General features: G+C 70.7%; 15 protein-coding genes, 1 tRNA gene and 1 riboswitch. Of the genes, 6 read left to right on the plus strand and 10 right to left on the minus strand.

Annotated elements, in window-relative coordinates; translation table 11 throughout:
- Positions 1–2 precede the first annotated feature (2 nt).
- From JOL79_RS20945 to JOL79_RS20970, 6 genes are read right to left on the minus strand one after another with little or no spacing between them, the layout of a single operon-like run.
- Positions 3–1,451: a serine/threonine-protein kinase gene (locus tag JOL79_RS20945; RefSeq protein ID WP_307848644.1), complete on the minus strand. Its 1,449-nt coding sequence runs from the start codon at positions 1,449–1,451 to the stop codon at positions 3–5.
- The gene (locus JOL79_RS20950) at positions 1,448–2,905 is read right to left on the minus strand and encodes a peptidoglycan D,D-transpeptidase FtsI family protein (RefSeq protein ID WP_210157557.1); all 1,458 of its coding nucleotides are present in this window, start codon (positions 2,903–2,905) and stop codon (positions 1,448–1,450) included. The genes JOL79_RS20945 and JOL79_RS20950 overlap by 4 nt, the downstream gene beginning before the upstream one ends.
- On the minus strand, positions 2,902–4,248 hold the full coding sequence (locus JOL79_RS20955; protein WP_210157610.1) for an FtsW/RodA/SpoVE family cell cycle protein: 1,347 nt from the start codon (positions 4,246–4,248) through the stop codon (positions 2,902–2,904). Before JOL79_RS20955 ends, JOL79_RS20950 begins: the two co-directional genes overlap by 4 nt.
- 26 nt (positions 4,249–4,274) lie before the next feature.
- On the minus strand, positions 4,275–5,546 hold the full coding sequence (locus JOL79_RS20960) for a Stp1/IreP family PP2C-type Ser/Thr phosphatase (protein ID WP_210157558.1): 1,272 nt from the start codon (positions 5,544–5,546) through the stop codon (positions 4,275–4,277).
- Positions 5,543–6,007: an FHA domain-containing protein FhaB/FipA gene (locus JOL79_RS20965; protein ID WP_210157559.1), complete on the minus strand. Its 465-nt coding sequence runs from the start codon at positions 6,005–6,007 to the stop codon at positions 5,543–5,545. Before JOL79_RS20965 ends, JOL79_RS20960 begins: the two co-directional genes overlap by 4 nt.
- Before the next feature lie 17 nt (positions 6,008–6,024).
- Positions 6,025–6,765 carry an FHA domain-containing protein gene (locus tag JOL79_RS20970; RefSeq protein ID WP_210157560.1) on the minus strand — a complete coding sequence of 247 codons (741 nt, stop codon included), beginning with the start codon at positions 6,763–6,765 and terminating at the stop codon, positions 6,025–6,027.
- A gap of 156 nt (positions 6,766–6,921) precedes the next feature.
- On the opposite strand from JOL79_RS20970, the gene JOL79_RS20975 reads away from it, so the two are divergent.
- A tRNA-Leu gene (locus JOL79_RS20975) sits at positions 6,922–7,004 on the plus strand.
- A gap of 334 nt (positions 7,005–7,338) precedes the next feature.
- On the opposite strand, the gene JOL79_RS20980 is transcribed toward JOL79_RS20975, so the two are convergent.
- Both JOL79_RS20980 and JOL79_RS20985 read right to left on the minus strand, forming a co-directional pair.
- Positions 7,339–8,361, minus strand: coding sequence for a hemolysin family protein (locus JOL79_RS20980; protein WP_210157561.1), 1,023 nt, complete (start codon positions 8,359–8,361; stop codon positions 7,339–7,341).
- Positions 8,358–9,794 (minus strand): hemolysin family protein, encoded by a 1,437-nt coding sequence (locus tag JOL79_RS20985; RefSeq protein ID WP_210157562.1) that lies wholly within the window; start codon positions 9,792–9,794, stop codon positions 8,358–8,360. The genes JOL79_RS20980 and JOL79_RS20985 overlap by 4 nt, the downstream gene beginning before the upstream one ends.
- Positions 9,795–10,225: 431 nt before the next feature.
- Between JOL79_RS20985 and JOL79_RS20990 the strand changes: the two genes are divergently transcribed.
- A complete protein-coding gene (locus JOL79_RS20990) occupies positions 10,226–11,305 on the plus strand; it encodes an LCP family protein (RefSeq protein ID WP_210157563.1) in 1,080 nt (359 codons plus the stop codon).
- Positions 11,306–11,390: 85 nt separating this feature from the next.
- Here the strand turns inward: JOL79_RS20990 and JOL79_RS20995 are convergent, their stop codons facing one another.
- The gene (locus tag JOL79_RS20995; RefSeq protein WP_210157564.1) at positions 11,391–11,690 is read right to left on the minus strand and encodes a hypothetical protein; all 300 of its coding nucleotides are present in this window, start codon (positions 11,688–11,690) and stop codon (positions 11,391–11,393) included.
- 605 nt (positions 11,691–12,295) lie between these two features.
- Between JOL79_RS20995 and JOL79_RS21000 the strand changes: the two genes are divergently transcribed.
- Both JOL79_RS21000 and JOL79_RS21005 read left to right on the plus strand, forming a co-directional pair.
- A complete protein-coding gene (locus JOL79_RS21000; protein WP_210157565.1) occupies positions 12,296–12,910 on the plus strand; it encodes a TenA family protein in 615 nt (204 codons plus the stop codon).
- A gap of 65 nt (positions 12,911–12,975) precedes the next feature.
- Positions 12,976–13,854, plus strand: coding sequence for an Fpg/Nei family DNA glycosylase (locus JOL79_RS21005; protein ID WP_210157566.1), 879 nt, complete (start codon positions 12,976–12,978; stop codon positions 13,852–13,854).
- 20 nt (positions 13,855–13,874) lie between these two features.
- Here JOL79_RS21005 and JOL79_RS21010 read toward each other — a convergent pair whose 3' ends face one another.
- Entirely contained in the window at positions 13,875–14,588 is a 714-nt protein-coding gene (locus JOL79_RS21010; RefSeq protein WP_210157567.1) for a histidine phosphatase family protein, read from the minus strand.
- Positions 14,589–14,686: 98 nt separating this feature from the next.
- Here JOL79_RS21010 and JOL79_RS21015 point away from each other — a divergent pair, with 98 nt between their 5' ends.
- Positions 14,687–15,010: a rhodanese-like domain-containing protein gene (locus tag JOL79_RS21015; RefSeq protein WP_210157568.1), complete on the plus strand. Its 324-nt coding sequence runs from the start codon at positions 14,687–14,689 to the stop codon at positions 15,008–15,010.
- Between the two features lie 28 nt (positions 15,011–15,038).
- A riboswitch (TPP riboswitch) is annotated at positions 15,039–15,160 on the plus strand.
- Entirely contained in the window at positions 15,150–16,484 is a 1,335-nt protein-coding gene (locus tag JOL79_RS21020) for a purine-cytosine permease family protein (RefSeq protein WP_210157569.1), read from the plus strand. Its footprint overlaps the riboswitch before it by 11 nt.
- Positions 16,485–16,498: the final 14 nt, after the last annotated feature.

Raw genomic sequence — 16,498 nt, forward strand, 5'->3', positions numbered from 1 at the left:
CATCACGTCCCCCCATCCGGAGGTTCCGTGTCGGGCGGGGCTTCCGTTGGCTCCGTAGTGTCGCTTGGCGCCGGGGCTGGGGTGGGCGTCGGAGGAGTGGGGGTGGGAGTTCGCGACGGAGGCGGTGTGGGCCGCCCGGTGGGTGATGCCGACGTGCTTACCGTAGCCGACGGAGTCCGCACGGGCTCGATCGGCGTGACGGGATCCACCGGACGCGACACTCGCGGAGTCTTCGACGGAGACGGCGGTGCGGACGCGCTGGGGGTCGCGGCGGTGCTGGTGACCTCCGCGGGCAACGGCTTCCCTCCGGTGGAGGTGCCTCCCTGGTTGTAGGCCAGGACGCCGGCCGTGGCGGCGACCGCGCACACCGCGACGGCCAGGAGCACGGCGACCGGACGGCGGCGCCGCCGGGCCGGTGCGGCCGGCGCGGCCGCGCCGTCGGGGAACCGCCCGGCCGCCGGGCCCAGGGGCGCGGTCGACGGGGCGGGCTGCCGTGCGGAGGTCCGGGCGGGGCCGTCCGGGGGCTGGGTGTAGCGGCCTGTGGGGCCGCCCGGGTTGCCGGGGCCTGCCGTCCGTGGGGCGGCGAAGCCCTCGGGATCGGTCAGCGAGCCCAGGACCGTCGTGCCCGGGTACGCCGTCCGGTCGCGGAGCTCGGCGATGCGGTCGAGGAGGGTCGCGCCGGTGGCCGGCCGCTCGGCCGGGTCCTTCGCCAGAATGTCGGACACGAGGGCGCGCACCGGGGCGGGCACGCTGTCCGGCAGCGGCGGCGGCGGGTCGGTGATGTGCCGCACGGCGAGCGCCACGTGGTTGTCCGCCGTGAACGGCGGCCGCCCGGCCAGGCACTCGTACGCGACGACGCCGAGCGAGTAGATGTCGGTCGCGGGGGTCAGCGTCCGGCCGGACGCCTGCTCCGGGCTCACGTACTGGGCCGTGCCGAGCACCAGCCCGGTCCTGGTGAGCGGCGCGGCCTCCAGCGCCCGCGCGATGCCGAAGTCGGTGATCTTCACCTGGCCGTCCCCGGTGACCAGGATGTTGCCGGGTTTGACGTCGCGGTGGATGACGCCCGCCCGGTGGGCCGCGTAGAGGCCCTTGGCGGTCTGGTGGATCAGGTCGAGGGTGACCTCGGGGCCGAGCGCGCCGCTGCGGGCCAGGATCGCCGACAGCGGCTCGCCCGGCACCAGCTCCATGATCAGGTAGGCGACACCGTCGCTCTCGCCGTAGTCGAAGACCTGGGCGATGCCGGGGTCGGTCAGCCCCGCGGTGATGCGCGCCTCCGACCGGAACCGCTCGCGGAAGGCCGGATCGGCCGCGACGTGGCGGCCGAGCAGCTTCACCGCGACGTCCCGGCCGAGCAGTTCGTCGGTGGCCCGCCAGACCTCGCCCATGCCGCCCGCGGCGATGGGTGAGACCAGCCGGTAGCGGCCGCCGAGAACCGAGTGTGGCGAGGTCACTCCCCCAGCACCGCCTGCATGACGTCGTGGGCGATGGGCGCGGCGACCGCGCCGCCCGTGGCGTCGTTGCCCGCACTGCCCGACTCGACGAAGACGGCGACCGCGACCTGCGGGTTGTCCACCGGGGCGAACGCGATGAACCAGGCGTGCGACGGCTTGCCGGGCGCGGTCTCGGCGGTGCCGGTCTTGCCGGCCACGGTCTTGCCGGGCAGTTGGGCGGACGTGCCGGTTCCGTGCGCGACGACGTTGACCATCATCTTGGTCAGCTCACCCGCCACCTCGGGGCTGACCGCCTCACTCAGCTCGTCCGGCCGGGTGGCGTCGATCTCGCTGCCGTCCGGCCCCAGGATCTTGTTGACCAGGTACGGCTTCATGACCGTGCCCTTGTTGGCGATCCCGGCCGCGACCATCGCCATCTGCAGCGGGGTCATCTGGTTGTCCTGCTGCCCGATGGCGGTCTTGGCCAGCGCCGCCTTGCCCTGGTCCGGGCCGATGTTGCTCGGCGCGACCTCCAGTGGGATCTGGAGAGGCTCGCCGACGCCGAACTTCGCCGCCTGCTCCTTGAGCTTGTCGTAGCCCAGGTCCATCCCCATCTTGGCGAACGGCGTGTTGCAGGAGATCGTCAGGGCCTCGACCAGCGTCGCCCGGCCGCCGCACGACTCACCGTGGTAGTTGGGCAGCGAGATCGACGTGCCGGGCAGCGGCAGCGAGTCGGGCGCGTCCACCTCGGTCTCCGCCGTACGGGACGTGTCGTCGCTGAGGTAGGCCGCCGAGGTCACGGTCTTGAACGTGGACCCGGGGGCGAAGGTCAGGTTGATGGCCCGGTTGAGCAGCGGCTTGTTGTCGTCCTTGTCCAGCTTGTTGTAGGCCTTGTTGACGGTGTCCTTGTTGGCGACCGCCAGCGGGTTGGGGTCGTACGACGGCACCGACACCATGGTCAGGACCGCGCCCGTCTTCGGGTCGAGCGCCACGACCGCGCCGCGCTTGCCGGTGCTCGCCAGGTCCTTGTACGCGATCTGCTGGGCCTTGCTGACCAGGGTGAGGTCGACGCTGGCGCCCTTGGCGGGCTTGCCGCTGATCATGTCGATCGCCCGGCGGACCACCAGGTCGGGATGGCTGCCGTCGAGATAGCTGCCCTCCGCGGCCTCGATGCCGCTGGAGCTCTCCGGCGCGAAGTAGCCGACGACCTGCGCGAACGGCTTGCCCATGGGATATCGCCGCTCGAACCGGTAGGTCGAGTCGCCGGTGTCCACGGTCTTGGCCAGGGTCGTCTTGCCGTCGTCCGTCGTGATCCAGCCACGGTCGATCGCGTAGCGCGCGAAGAAGGCCCGGGAGTTGCGGGAGTCGGTCCGCAGGTCGTCGGCCTTGACCGTGCCGAGATAGGTCACGTTGGCCATGAGCAGGCCGAACATGAGCAGGCAGGCCACGGAGACGCGCTTGATCGTGCCGTTCATCGCTGCATCACCTGGGTGAGTCCTTCGTCCTGGATCGCCTGCGGCGGCGGCCTGCGGGCCGCGTCGGACATCCGTACGAGCAGGGCGATGAGGATCCAGTTGGCCAGCAGCGCCGAGCCGCCGGCGGACATGAACGGCGTGACGAGGCCCGTCAGCGGGATCAGCCGGGTCACGCCGCCCACGATGATGAACACCTGCCAGGCCAGCAGGAACGAGAAACCGGCCGCGAGCAGCTTGGAGAACGGGTCGCGGGCCGCCAGCGAGGTCCGCAGCCCCCGCTGGACGATCAGGGCGTAGACCATGAGGATGGCCATCAGGCCGGTGAGGCCGAGCTCCTCGCCGAGGGTGTCGAAGATGAAGTCGGAGAAGGAGAACGGGATCAGCGTGGGGTGGCCCTTGCCGAGCCCGGAGCCCAGGATGCCGCCGGAGCCGATGGAGAACAGGCCCTGCATGAGCTGGTAGCTGCTGCCGAACTGGCGGTAGTAGAGGTCGTTGGAGCTGGCGTGCAGCCAGCCGTCGAACCTGGCCTCGACGTGGCTGAAGACCTGCCCGGCGAGCACGGCGCCGCCGACGAACAGCAGCAGGCCGATGAGCACCCACGAGGTGCGCTGCGTGGCGATGTAGAGCATCGCGATGAACGTGCCGAAGAGCAGCAGCGAGGTGCCGAGGTCCTTCTCCCCGACCAGCACGGCGATGCTGACGCCCCAGGTGATGAGCACGGGGCCGAGGTCGCGGGCGCGGGGCAGGTCGATGAACAGCAGGCGGCGCCCGGCCAGGGCCAGCACGTCGCGCTTGGCCACGAGATAACCGGCGAAGAACACGACGAGCGCCAGCTTGGCGAACTCGCCCGGCTGGATCGAGAACCCGACGTTGATCCAGATGCGGGAGCCGTTGATCTCCGTGCCGATGAACGGCAGCAGCGGGAGGATCAGCAGGCCGACGCCGACGAATCCGGCCGTGTAGGTGAGGCGCTGCAGGGCGCGGTGGTCCTTCAACACGATGAGGGTCGCGGAGAACATCACCACGCCGAGCGCCGTCCACATGAGCTGGCTGGCGGCCGAGGCGTCCTTCGCGCCGGCGAGCTCGATCCGGTAGATCATCACCAGGCCGATGCCGTTGACCAGCGTCACCAGGGGAAGCAGGAGGGGGTCGGCCCACGGTGCGAACTTCGCCAGCACCAGGTAGGCCGCGAGCATGAGGCCGCCGAGGCCCAGGCCGTAGCCGAGCATGCCGGACGGGATCTTGTCGTTGATCCCGAGGCCGACGCTCGCGTAGGCGCCCATCACGATCAGCACGGCGAAGGCCAGCATGCCGAGCTGGGCCCCCCGCCGCTTCGCGGTCATCGGGACGGGCGTCACGTCGACGGCACTCACTTGACGGACCTCGTGGGGGTCGGCGTCGGACTCGCGTCCGGCGTGGCCGCCGTGTCGTGGAACGTCTTGATCCGGCTGATCCCGGCCTGCAGGGTGTCGACGGCGATCCCGCTGCGGACCTGGTCCTGCTGCACCGGCGACAGGGCGGAGAGGCGGGCGTGCTCGGTGTAGGCGACCTTCTTGAAGGACACCGGGCCGATCTCCGCGTCCACGCCCTGGAAGACGACCAGCTCGTCTCCCTTGGCGCCGATGTAGAACTGCGTCTGCGTCCACCGGTAGCCGAAGTAGCCCCCGCCACCGAGCACGACGGCGACGACCAGGACCACGGTGACGGTCCGCGGCCAGGACCGGCGCTTGCGGGAGCGCCGCGCGGACGCCTGGACGTCCCGCGCGGGCTCCTCGTCGATCTCGTCGTCCAAGATCACCGGCTGTGGGGCGGTGACCGTCGCCGCCCGTCCCGCAGGCGTGTCCGGCGGTCCGCTGCGGCCCCGGCCGGACCCCGCGGCGCCCACCACCGCCGCGGCCGAGATCGGCGGCTGGACGTCGTCCAGCTCGATCACGTCCGCGACGACGCAGGTGATGTTGTCCGGGCCGCCGCCCCTGTTGGCCAGGTCGATCAGCTGCCGGACGACGTCCTCGGGGTCGTCGACGGTGCTCAGCGTGTGGTGCAGCGTCTCGGCGCTCACGACCGTGGACAGGCCGTCCGAGCACAGCAGATACCGGTCGCCGACCTGGGCCTCCCGGTCCTGCAGGTCGGGATCGACCTCCCCGCTGCCGTCGAGCGCGCGCAACAGGATCGAACGCTGGGGGTGGTTGGCCGCCTCCTCCTGGGTGATGCGGCCGTCGTCCACCAGGGACTGCACCAGCGTGTGGTCGTGCGTGATCTGGTAGAGCTCGCCGTTGCGCAACAGGTACGCGCGGGAGTCGCCCACGTGGACCAGCGCGAAGCGCGGGCCGTTCCAGAGCATCGCGGTGAGGGTGGTGCCCATGCCCTTGAGGCTCGGATCCCGGGCCACCATCGCGTGGAGCTGATGGTTGGCGTCCCGGACGGCCGCCTCGATGTCCCCGAGCAGGTCACCGCCGAACGCGTCCCTGTCCAGGGACGACAACGCGGCGATGGCGACCGAGCTGGCCACCTCGCCGTGAGCATGCCCGCCCATGCCGTCGGCGACGGCCAGCAGGCGGCCGCTGGCGTACGCCGAGTCCTCGTTGCCTTCACGGAGGAGCCCGACGTCCGAGCGAGCGGCGTAGCGGAGTGCGATGGTCATTTGCGCAATTCGATGACGGTCTTGCCGATGCGGATCGGAACTCCGAGAGGCACCGGCGTCGGGCGGGTCACTTTCGAGCGTTCAAGGTACGTGCCGTTGGTGGAGCCGAGATCTTCCACGATCCACTGGCCGTCCTGAGGGAAGAGCCGGGCGTGCCGGCTCGAAGCGTAGTCGTCGCTGAGAACCAGCGTGGCGTCATTCGCCCGGCCGATGGTGATTGGCGTCTCCGAGAGGTTGATGATGGTCCCTTGCAGGGGACCACCTGTGACGATCAGCTGACGAGGCTCGCCCTTCTTGGGCTTCGACACCGGCCGAGCCTGCTTGACCGGCTTCCGCGCCGGCGCCGGCGCGGTTCGCGCACCGAACAGGTCTGTCCGGATCACACCGACCGCGGCGATCACGAAGAACCACAGCAACGCCAGGAAGGCGAGCCGGATCAGCAGCAGCGTTAGCTCGGACATGGACCGTTTGTCTACCTCTAATCGCGCCGGAAAACCAGGGTCGTGCGGCCCAAGGTCACCCTTGTCCCGTCCTGCATATCGACCCGTCGTACCGGCTGGCCGTTGACGAAGGTGCCGTTGGTGCTACCCAGGTCGACGAGCACCACCTGCTGCCCCTCCACCCGTAGCTCGGCATGATGCCGTGATACGCCGGGATCCACCAGCCGAAGATCACAATCGGTGCCCCGGCCGAGCAGCGTCACCGGCGTGGTGAGCTCGTAGGACCGCTGCCCCTGCGGGTCGTCCTGGGTGGACACCAGCAGTCGCGGCCGCCCGCCGAAGGCGCTCGGCCGTCCCGGCGGCACGTCGCTGACCGGCTGCCTGATCTCGTCCTGCTCGACCGTCGCCCCGCGGATGACGCCCGAACGGATCCGGAACAGCCCGACGGCCAGATCGTCGGCCGTCTCGAACCGCACCCGGACGGGGCCGACGAAGGAGTAGCCCTGCTCCTTGGCGTATTCCCTGGCCAGGTTCGCCAGCTCATGGCTGATGCTGTCGGCGTACACCTCCAGCCGCTCGCTGTCGGTCGTCGACAGCTCCACCACGAAGTCGTTGGGCACGAGCGTGCGACCCTGAGCGACGATCGCGGCGCGCTCGTCCATCTCTCGCTGCACGGCACTGGCAACCTCGACCGGCTGGAGATCTGACTTGAACGCCCGCGCGAAGGCCCCTTCAACCAACCCTTCGAGCCTGCGCTCGAAGCGCTGAAGGACTCCCACCGGATACCTCCCTTCCACTCTGCTACGGTCGCGACCGCTCCGGGGCTGCACTGAGCTCCTTCGCTCCGTCGTTTAGAAGGATCGTATCCGGGTTCGGTGGCACGGGCGGTTACGTGCTAACCTTTCCAGGCACCCAGCGATTGGGGCACCCGCAAGGGGCAAGTGGCGGAATGGCAGACGCGCACGGTTCAGGTCCGTGTGTCCGAAAGGACGTGGGGGTTCAACTCCCCCCTTGCCCACAGTGAACAGGCCTCGCAGGGCCGGAAGCAAGGCTTCCTCCCGGCGGGGCTTTCTGTTTGCCCGGATCAATCCTCGGACGAGCACCCGAGCCCCGGTACCGCCGGGATGGGCGGACCGGGCAACGGCTCTTCTGCCGTGGAAAACGTGCTCGCACACGGGACGCCCACTCCTTCCGCGGGTTCACAGCGGCGCCGGGGCGCCCCGTGTGGAGACACTCGACGGCGCGCACTCCCCTCCCGTGCGCGCCTCTGCCCGATTCTCTGCCGGGCCCCTTTCAAACCACTTACGGCTGACTTGCACCCATGGCGGCCGGAGTTAAACGCTTTCGCGGGCCTAGACGGCCAGTAGTTCGCCGACCAGCGTAGTGAGATCGATCACACCTTCGGGGATCCCGTTCTCGTCGGTCACCAGGCCCAGTTGCGCGTGCGCATCCTGAAGGATGGTCACCGCGTCGGGAATCGTGGTCGCCCTGGACATCCGGGGCGCCGGGGTCGCGAGCTCCCGCGGGGTCCGCTCCGGTTCAAGGAGCGCGTCCCGGACGTGCAGGACGCCCACGACGTCACGCCCGGACGGCGCCTGGCCGTCCGCCAGCACCAGCATGCGCAGGCCGCTCGACCGGGCGGCGAGCTCCCTGACGGTCCGGTCGTCCGCGCCCGCCGGCACCGCCGGGGCGTCGGCGATCGGCAGCATCAGCCGTTCGACCGTCTGCGACTGCGCCCGCAGCGCCCGGGTCAGCAGATCGTGTTCGTCACGGTCGAGCATGCCCATCCGCCCCGACTCGGCGACCAGCATGGCGAGCTGACGCGGGGTCCGCGCCGTTTGGAGCTCGTCGCGCGGCCGCACTCCCACGAGCCGTAGCACGGCGTTGGTGAGGCCGTTCAGCGCCGCGAGGAGCGGGCGCACGACCCACGTGAAGCCGCGGAACGGGAGCGCGAGCCCCATGGCCGCCCTCTCGGGGTACGTCAGCGCCCACGACTTGGGCGCCATCTCGCCGACGACCATGTGCAGGAACGTCACGATCGCCAGGGCCACGACGTACGCCACGGGAACCCTGGCCGCCTCGGGCAGCAGCACGAGAACCGGCTCCAGCAGGTGCTCAAGGGCCGGCTCCGCCACCATGCCGAGCCCGAGCGAGCACAGGGTGACGCCGAGCTGGGCGCCGGCCAGCATCAGCGACAGCTCCCGGCCGCCGCGCACCGCGGCGCGGGCCGTCAGCTTGGTCAGCCGGCCACCGCCGGCGGCCGCCTCCTCCAGCCGGTGCCGCCGTGCCGAGATCAGGGCGAACTCGGCCGCCACGAAGAGCCCGTTGCCGACCAGCAGCACGATCCCGAGCAGGATCGCCGGAAGCGCGCTCACGCGGGCCTCCCCTGGAAGAGGGCGGCGAACAGCTCGGGGCCGTACTCCACATGCTGACGTGGCGCGTCCTGCTCGGCGTGATCTGTCGCCGGGCGGGCCCGCGTCGTGGACAGCCGGACCCATTCGGGAACCCTGCGCCGGACGCTCTCCACCCTGATCACTGCCTGCCTGCCCCTGTCGTCCTCCTCGTCGAACAGATCCGTCTCGGGCACGACCTCGGTCGTCACCTCGTCCCCCGGCTCGGCCATGCGGCCCAGGGCGGCCAGCACGAGGCCCGCCAGGGTCTCGTAGCTGCCGTCCTCGGGAAGGCGCACGCCGGTGGCCCGCTCGACCTCGTCGAGCCGGAGCGTGCCCGGCACGTCCCAGCTTCCGTCGGCCCGCCTGACCACCCCGAGCGGCTCGGGATCGTTCTCGTCGACCAGCTCGCCGACCAGCTCCTCGGCGAGGTCTTCCAGGGTGACCACGCCCGCCAGGCCGCCATACTCGTCGATCACACAGGCGAAGGCGGCGCCGGCCGAGGTCATCCGGCGCAGCAGTGCCGGGAGCGGCAGCGTGGCCGGTACGAGCATCGGCGGGCCGGTGATCTCGCCGATGAGCCCGTCGGAGGGCGAACCGGCCCGCAGATACTCCGGCAGTCCCGTGACACCCACCACGTCGCCCGCGTCGGTGCCCAGCACCGGATAGCGGGAGTGACCGTGGACCCGGAGCGCGTCCAGCAGATCGCCGACGGGCCACTCCGCGCGGAGCGACACGACGCGGGGCCGCGGCACCATCACGTCCTCCGCCGTACGGTCGCCGAACTCGAGCGCGCGCTCAAGCAACTCGGCCAGCCGGGGCGGCAGCTCGCCCGCCTCCGCCGACTCCTCCACGATGCGGGAGAGCTCCTCGGGGGTGGCGCCGTGTTCGAGCTCCTCCACGGGCTCGATGCCGGCGAGGCGGACCAGCCTGGTCGCCGCGCTGTCGAACAGGCGGACGACGGGTCCGGCGATCGCGAGATAGACGAGCGTCGGCCGGGCGAGCGACTTGGCCACGGGCTCGGGCCGGGCGATGCCGAGGTTCTTCGGCGCGAGCTCGCCCAGGATCATCTGGACGACGGTGGCGATCGTCACCCCCAGGGCCACAGACACGCCGGGCACCGCCGCGGCCGGGAGCCCGGCGCTCTCCAGCGGGCCGCGCAGCAGGTCCGCGATGGCGGGTTCCGCGAGGAAGCCCACGAGCAGGGTCGTGACGGTGATGCCGAGCTGCGCGCCCGACAACATGAACGACAGACGACCGGTGACGTCGAGTGCGCGGCGGGCGGCGGCGTCGCCCGCCGCGGCCTGCTCGCGGAGGACGCCGCGGTCGGCCGCCACGAAGGCGAACTCCTGGGCGACGAAGAAGCCGGTGGCGAGGGTCAGAAGCAGTACGCCGAGCAGGCCGAGGGCGGGGCTCATCGCGCTTCCGCCGTATGATCAAGCGATCCCGTGCCGAGGCACGGGCAGGTACTCCAGGGGTCCGGGACGGACACGACGATCCTTTCGATCGGTTGGTATACAACCGTAACGGCTGAGATCTCGGCTCTGTTTCCGGCGTGAGTTCAACTGGTGCCCGGAACGTTCCCCGGTACCGTGATGGCGGGGACGTACCGTAAAGAGGGGGACGGCATCCGCCCAAGCCAGGGCATCAGGCGGTCGGAAAACGCAAGGGCTGGGGGAAGACAGTGGCCGACGACGACGAGGCGACCCGAGCGATTCGCCGGCCACCCGCCCGGGGGGCGGCGGGGGAGCCGGCTCATCCCGCGGCCGGGCCCGCCGGATGGGGAGAGGCCCCCGGAACCGGGCGGGAATCCCCCTCCGCGGAGGAAGGCTCGACCACGATCCCCCGGATGAGGTCCAAGGTCTACGGAAAGCCGCGTTCCGGGCAGGCTCCGGTGCGGCCGCTCGGCGACGACGGGCGTGCCTCCGGAGACGACCGGCGTCCACCCCGGGGCGGCGGGGCGGCGGCCGGGACTTCTCCACGGCGCAGCGGCAGGACGGTGGTCAAGATCGTCGCCGCGGTGCTCGCCGTGCTGATCGTCCTTGCCGTCGGGGGATATTTCTGGATCGGGTCGAAGCTCCAGACGGTCGACGCGTTCACCGACTACAGCGGCAGGCCCGCGGCGACGCCCGGAGAGGACTGGCTGCTGGTCGGGTCGGACAGCCGCGCCGGCCTCACGGCCGCGCAGCGCAGAAAACTCAAGACGGGCAAGGCCGTCGGCAAGCGAACCGACACGATGATGTTGCTGCACATCCCATCGGACGGCAAGGCGACCCTGGTCAGCCTGCCCCGCGACTCGTACGTGCCGATCGAGGGACACGGCAGCGCCAAGCTCAACGCCGCGTACGCCTTCGGTGGCCCCAAGCTCCTCACCCAGACCGTCGAGAAGGTCACCGGCATCCGGGTCGATCACTACATGGAGATCGGTTTCGGTGGATTCGTGGGGATCGTCGACGCCATCGGCGGGGTGAACATCTGCGTGAAGCAGAACATCAAGGACCCGAAGGCCGGCATCAATCTCAAGAAGGGCTGCCAGGACATGGACGGAGGCACAGCCCTCGGTTATGTCCGGACCCGTGCCACCGGCGCCATTCCCGACTTCGAGCGCACCCAGCGGCAGCGCCAGTTCTTCGCGGCCGTCGTGGACAAGGCCGCGAGCCCCGGCACGCTGCTGAATCCGTTCAGCTCGGTGCCGCTGGCCCTGAGCGCCGCCGACTCCGTCGCCGTCGATCCCGGCACCGGCCTCTTCGACCTGCTGTCGGTCGGCCTGGCCATGCGGGGCGGCCCTGTGGCTACCGCCGTCCCCATCGGGTCGCTGCCCAGGATCAACGGCCAGGACGTCGTCAAGTGGGACACCCAGAAGGCGCTCCGCCTGTTCGGCGCCCTCGCGGAGGACAAGCCCGTCCCCAAAGACGTGATCGCGAAGTAGCCTCCGGGCCCGGCGTCGCCGGGCCCGCTCGCGGAACGGCTGTCATGGCACTGCGGGCACGTCGGAGGCTCCTGGACGACAGGGGTCAGTCCGAGTCTGTGGTGAGGAGCGCGTCGGTGGAGGGGACGGTTACGGCGCGGCGGACCCAGGTGTCGAGGCGGTCGTGGTCGGTGGTGTTTTCGATCAGCTCTCGTTGTGCTTGGGTGACGGTGAGGTCCCGGGCGGCGAGTACGGCCAGTATCGCGGCGGCCTTGCCCTTCACTTCGCCTTCGACCAGGCCCTCCGCCTTGCCCTCGACCAGGCCTTCGGCTTTGCCTTCGGCGAGGCCCTTGCCGTAGTGCTCTTTCGCGAAGGGGCTGTACACGGGCCAGCTGGTGGTGGTCATCACTGCCTCCAGGGTTTGTCTGACCGGGTGGGGAGCCATGTCGTGAGCGTATTCATAATATCGCGCTGAGTTATCGAGGGTGGAGAGGCCGATCAGGAATGCTTCGGCGACTTCTTTGCGGTCGCCGTGGTGCGTCACTGACAGTGTGGCCATGGCGGGGTCGGCGGCGACCTGGTGGGGGTCGGTGATCGCTTCGATCTGGTTGGGTCCGCATATGCAGGTGGTGAGGGTGAGGGTGAGGCCGCCGGCGTTGAGGGTGAGGGGGCGGTTGTAGCGGTCGCCGGTGGTGTTGGGGGTGATGAACAGGACGTGGACGGGTTTGTCGAGGCGGAGCCAGACGGTGGCGGCGTGGCGCAGTGCCTGGTGCAGTTTGGGTTCTGACAGGCGGGTTTCGATTTCGCAGATCAGGCCGTAGTGGGGGTCGTGTGGGCGCCAGGCATGCGCGGGAAGTTATCAGCCGATTGCACATGGTAGTCAAATCGCGATTGGGTCTGTGGACAGACTTCCTCCACCGGGGAGGATGACACTTCTCCACCAGCTGGAAACGTCCTCTGCCGGGATCACCACGCAACGGCGCTACAGCGGCACGACAGAATTGCTGTCTCGTGGAGATATCACGCGAGCTGCACGCCATCGGGCGGCCGCTGCTCGACGCCCAGCTGACCCATCCGACCGTCCGGGGGATCGCGGCGGGAGACCTGCCCGACCCGGTGTTCCGATCGTGGCTGGAGCAGGACTACCTGTTCCTGCTCGACTACGTGCGGGTGTTCTCCCGGCTGGCCTGGCAGGCGCCGGACGGGCACCTGGGCGACCTGGTCGACCTGGCCCACGCCACGTGGCATGACGAGCTCGACCTGCACCGGTCCCTTTCCGCGGAGTTCGGCGCCGACCTCGCGGGAGCCGTCAAGGGCCCCGCCTGTGCGGCGTACACGGCGTTCCTGCTGCGGTCGGCGGCCGATTACGCGGAGGGCCTGGCCGCCCTCTATCCGTGCATGTGGGGATACTCCACGCTCGGGCGGATCCTCGCGGAGAACCCACCCGCAGAGCCCCGGTACCGGGCCTGGGTCGAGACCTACGCCGACCCGGGGTTCGCCGCGCTGGCCGAGCGGATCGCCGTGATGATCGACGAGGCGCGGCCCGATCCTGCCAGGGCCCGTGCGCTGTTCACCGAGGGTATGCGGCATGAGCTGGCGTTCTGGGACGTCCCCCCGGTGCTGTGACGTCGTTTCCACAGGCCGGTCGCGAACGCTCGAAGGGCGCGGGCGGCGCGGGTTAGTGTGAGGGCATGCCGGAGCTGCCCGAGGTGGAAGCGCTCGCCGAGTTCCTCCGCGAGCGCGCCGTCGGCCATGCCGTCGTGGGGGTGGACGTCGTGGCCATTCAGGCCCTGAAGACGTTCGACCCGCCGGTCACGGCCCTCGGCGGACTGGAGGTGACGGGCGTCGCCCGGCATGGGAAGTTCCTCGACCTCGACTGCGACGGCCTCCACTTCGTGACCCATCTGGCACGTGGGGGCTGGTTGCGGTGGCGTGACGACCTGTCCGGCGCGAAACCGGTCCGTCCGGGCAAGGGCCCGCTCGCCGTGCGCGTACGGCTGTCGCCCGGCGAGGACGGCAGGGCGCCGGGGTTCGAGCTCACGGAGGCCGGAACCCAGAAAAGGCTCGCGGTATACGTGGTGCGCGACCCGGGAGAGGTGCCGGGGATCGCCGCCCTCGGCCCCGACCCCCTCGCGGACGGTTTCACCCCCGCCGCGCTGAAGGCGATCCTGGACGGGAGTCGCACCCAGATCAAGGGCCTGCTCCGCGACCAGAAGGTGATCGCCGGCATCGGCAACGCCTATTCGGACGAGGTGCTCCACGCCGCCCGGATGTCGCCCTTCAAGATCGCCGCGACGCTGACCGACGAGCAGGTGTCCGGCCTGCACACGGCGATCGTGACCACGCTGCGTGAGGCGGTCGGGCGGGCACGCGGTCTGGCCGCCAAGGACCTCAAGTCGGAGAAGAAGTCGGGGCTCCGCGTGCACGGCCGTACCGGAGAGGCGTGCGACGTGTGCGGAGACACCATTCGCGAGGTGTCGTTCGCCGACTCCTCACTGCAGTACTGCCCGACCTGCCAGACGGGCGGCAAGCCGCTCGCCGACCGCCGCCTGTCGCGACTGCTCAAGTAGCCCACCGGCCGCCCGGTTGATCAACGAGGTGACGGGTCGGGGCGTTCGACGGGCAGATGGGCCGTCTGGTTGAAGGCGACCTGCTCCAGTCGTGTGCCGCGGCGGTGCCAGCGGGAGACGGAGCCGTTGCCGACCTGCCCATAGCCGAGCACGCGCCCCACATCGGACGGCTCCCCGGCGTCGAGCAGGTGACGGATGAGCAGGACGATCGCGTCGTGCGCCACCACCAGCACCGACAGGCCGGCCGCCGCCCGGTCCATGTCGTCGAGCGCCGCGCGGACACGGCCGGCCATGTCGGCGAACGACTCCCCTCCGCGCGGCCGGTGGGAGACCGCCTCCGGGCCGTCCATCCGCGCGTGGTCCGCCGGGAAGCGCGCGGCGACGGCGGCCGGCGTGAGCAGTTCCAGTTCACCAAGCTCACGGTCGCGCAGCCGGGCGTCGACCACCGTTTCCGTGGGCGCCGGGATCCCGGCTGCCCGGAGCCGCTCGGCCGCGATGCTCCAGGTCTCCCGCGCCCGGCGGTACGGCGAGCACCACACGGCATGGGGCATCCGGTCGTCCGGGTCGCCGGCGAGCCAGTCGCCGACGGCCGCCGCCTGCGCCCTGCCGTACGGGGACAGTTCGATGTCGGCGTCGCGGCCGGGGATCCGCACGGCGAGCCCGTCGCGGACGGCGCGGGCCAAGGCGGCGTTCGCGGTGCTCTGTCCGTGCCGGACGGCGGTGATTCGATTCACCCCGGGCTCCACGCGATCGAGAGTAGTCGGCGGTCGCGACGGCGGGTACCCCTGCGTGCCGGAGCGGAGCACCCGCGGGTCCGGGCGACAATAAGCGCATGACGATGCCGGAAATCACCGCCGAGGCCGTGCCCCAGGACGCATACCTGCTGGACGTGCGAGAGATCGAGGAGTGGCAGGCGGGTCACGCGCCCGCGGCCACGCACATCCCGCTGGGTGACCTGCAGCGGCGGGTCGACGAGCTGCCCGCGGACCGCACGGTCTACGTGCTGTGCCGGGTCGGCGGGCGGTCCGCCCACGCCACCGCGTGGCTCAACCACATCGGCCGCGAGGCCGTGAACGTGGACGGCGGCATGCAGTCCTGGGCCGCGGTCGGCCGTCCCGTGATCAGCGAGACGGGAGAGGCCCCCTTCATCGCATAAGTAAAGCGATGGCATAATCGCGACGACATTCGAATACCGCGGGAGCTCGGGCGTGACCGGGCTGAGAGGGCGGCTCCTCCAGAGGCGTGCCGCCGACCGCATGAACCTGTCCGGATAATGCCGGCGTAGGGAGCGTGTGATGACGTCCGCCCTCGTTGACCCCGCCCGAGCGGAAGTCCCGCTGACCCTCGACGAGGAGGCCCCCAAGACTCTCGGGCTGCTCGATCAGAGCGCCTTCTGGGCCAACCTCGGGGTGAGCCTGCTCGGGTTCGCGGGCGCGCTCTTCCTGCTCGACCCGCTGGGCGGCAGGCCACTGACGTTCGCCGGGGCCGTCCTCGCCGCGGTCGTGGGCAGCCTGATCGGCACGGCCATGGTCGGGCTGGCCGCCATTCCCGGCGTCCGGACCGGACGGCCGGCGATGGTGCTGCTGCGCGGCCTGTTCGGAGCCCGCCTTTCGTATGTCCCGACCGTGCTGAACATCGTTCAGATGCTCGGCTGGGGGGCGTACGAGCTGTGGGTGGTGGCGAGCGGCGCGCAGGCCGTCTTCGGCTCGGCCGTGCCGTACGGCGTCTGGGCCGTGCTGGCCGGTGTCGTGACGATCGCGCTCACGATCCGCCCGCTCGGCTCGCTGCGGCTGCTGCGCCGCTACGTCACCGCGGGCGTGGTGATCGCGATGATCTGGCTGTCGGTCGCGCTGTTCCGGCGGGCCCCGGCGATCGAGGGCGGCAGCTGGGACGCCTTCGCCCCGGCCGTCGACTATGTGATCGCGCTGTCGGTCTCCTGGGTGCCGATGGCGGCCGACTACGCGCGGCACTCGCGGTCGAGCCGGGCCGCCTTCGGCGGCGTGGTCGGCGGTTACACGATCGCGCAGGTCGCCTGCCTGGCCCTTGGGATCGTGGCGCTCGCGCTGGTGGGGAACGACTCGCTCAAGGTCTGGGATCCGTTCGTGGCCGCGCCGCTGGGCGCCCTCTTCTTCGGCATCCTGGTGCTGCGCGAGGTGGACCAGTCGTTCGCCAACGTCTACTCGACCACCGTGTCGATCCAGAACCTCGCGCCGCGGCTGGACCGCAGAGTCATCTCGGTCGCCGTCGGCGTGATCACCACGGTCATCGCGCTGTTCGCCGACGTGAACTCCTATGGGGCCTTCCTGGCCGTCATCGGCGCGGTGTTCGTGCCCATGTTCGCCGTGCTCGCGGTGGACTATTTCCTGCTGGGCGGATCCACCCGGTGGGACACCGCGGAGAACGCCCCGTCGCGCTGGCTCATGACCGTGCCGTGGATCCTCGGGTTCTTCGCCTACTGGACCGTCACGGCGACCCCGACCGTGCCCTGGTGGGACCACCTGTGGCAGAACGTCCGGTCCGCCGTCGGCTTCAGCCACCAGCCGTGGATGAACGCGGCGCTCGCCGCCTTCCTCGTGGCGGCGCTGATCACCCTGCTGACCGGTCTGCCGCGGCGGGGACGGGCGCGTTAGCCGTACGCACCGGG

Source organism: Microbispora oryzae, assembly GCF_017896165.1.
GTDB lineage: Bacteria > Actinomycetota > Actinomycetes > Streptosporangiales > Streptosporangiaceae > Microbispora > Microbispora oryzae.

Bases quoted from the DNA above. Each gene is read 5' to 3' on its own strand.
- JOL79_RS20965 (WP_210157559.1), bottom strand. From the start codon at position 6,007: ATGTCCGAGCTAACGCTGCTGCTGATCCGGCTCGCCTTCCTGGCGTTG.
- JOL79_RS20960 (WP_210157558.1), bottom strand. From the start codon at position 5,546: ATGACCATCGCACTCCGCTACGCCGCTCGCTCGGACGTCGGGCTCCTC.
- JOL79_RS20990 (WP_210157563.1), top strand. From the start codon at position 10,226: ATGAGGTCCAAGGTCTACGGAAAGCCGCGTTCCGGGCAGGCTCCGGTG.
- JOL79_RS21005 (WP_210157566.1), top strand. From the start codon at position 12,976: ATGCCGGAGCTGCCCGAGGTGGAAGCGCTCGCCGAGTTCCTCCGCGAG.
- JOL79_RS20955 (WP_210157610.1), bottom strand. From the start codon at position 4,248: ATGACCGCGAAGCGGCGGGGGGCCCAGCTCGGCATGCTGGCCTTCGCC.
- JOL79_RS20950 (WP_210157557.1), bottom strand. From the start codon at position 2,905: ATGAACGGCACGATCAAGCGCGTCTCCGTGGCCTGCCTGCTCATGTTC.
- JOL79_RS20995 (WP_210157564.1), bottom strand. From the start codon at position 11,690: ATGACCACCACCAGCTGGCCCGTGTACAGCCCCTTCGCGAAAGAGCAC.
- JOL79_RS20985 (WP_210157562.1), bottom strand. From the start codon at position 9,794: ATGAGCCCCGCCCTCGGCCTGCTCGGCGTACTGCTTCTGACCCTCGCC.
- JOL79_RS21015 (WP_210157568.1), top strand. From the start codon at position 14,687: ATGACGATGCCGGAAATCACCGCCGAGGCCGTGCCCCAGGACGCATAC.
- JOL79_RS21020 (WP_210157569.1), top strand. From the start codon at position 15,150: ATGACGTCCGCCCTCGTTGACCCCGCCCGAGCGGAAGTCCCGCTGACC.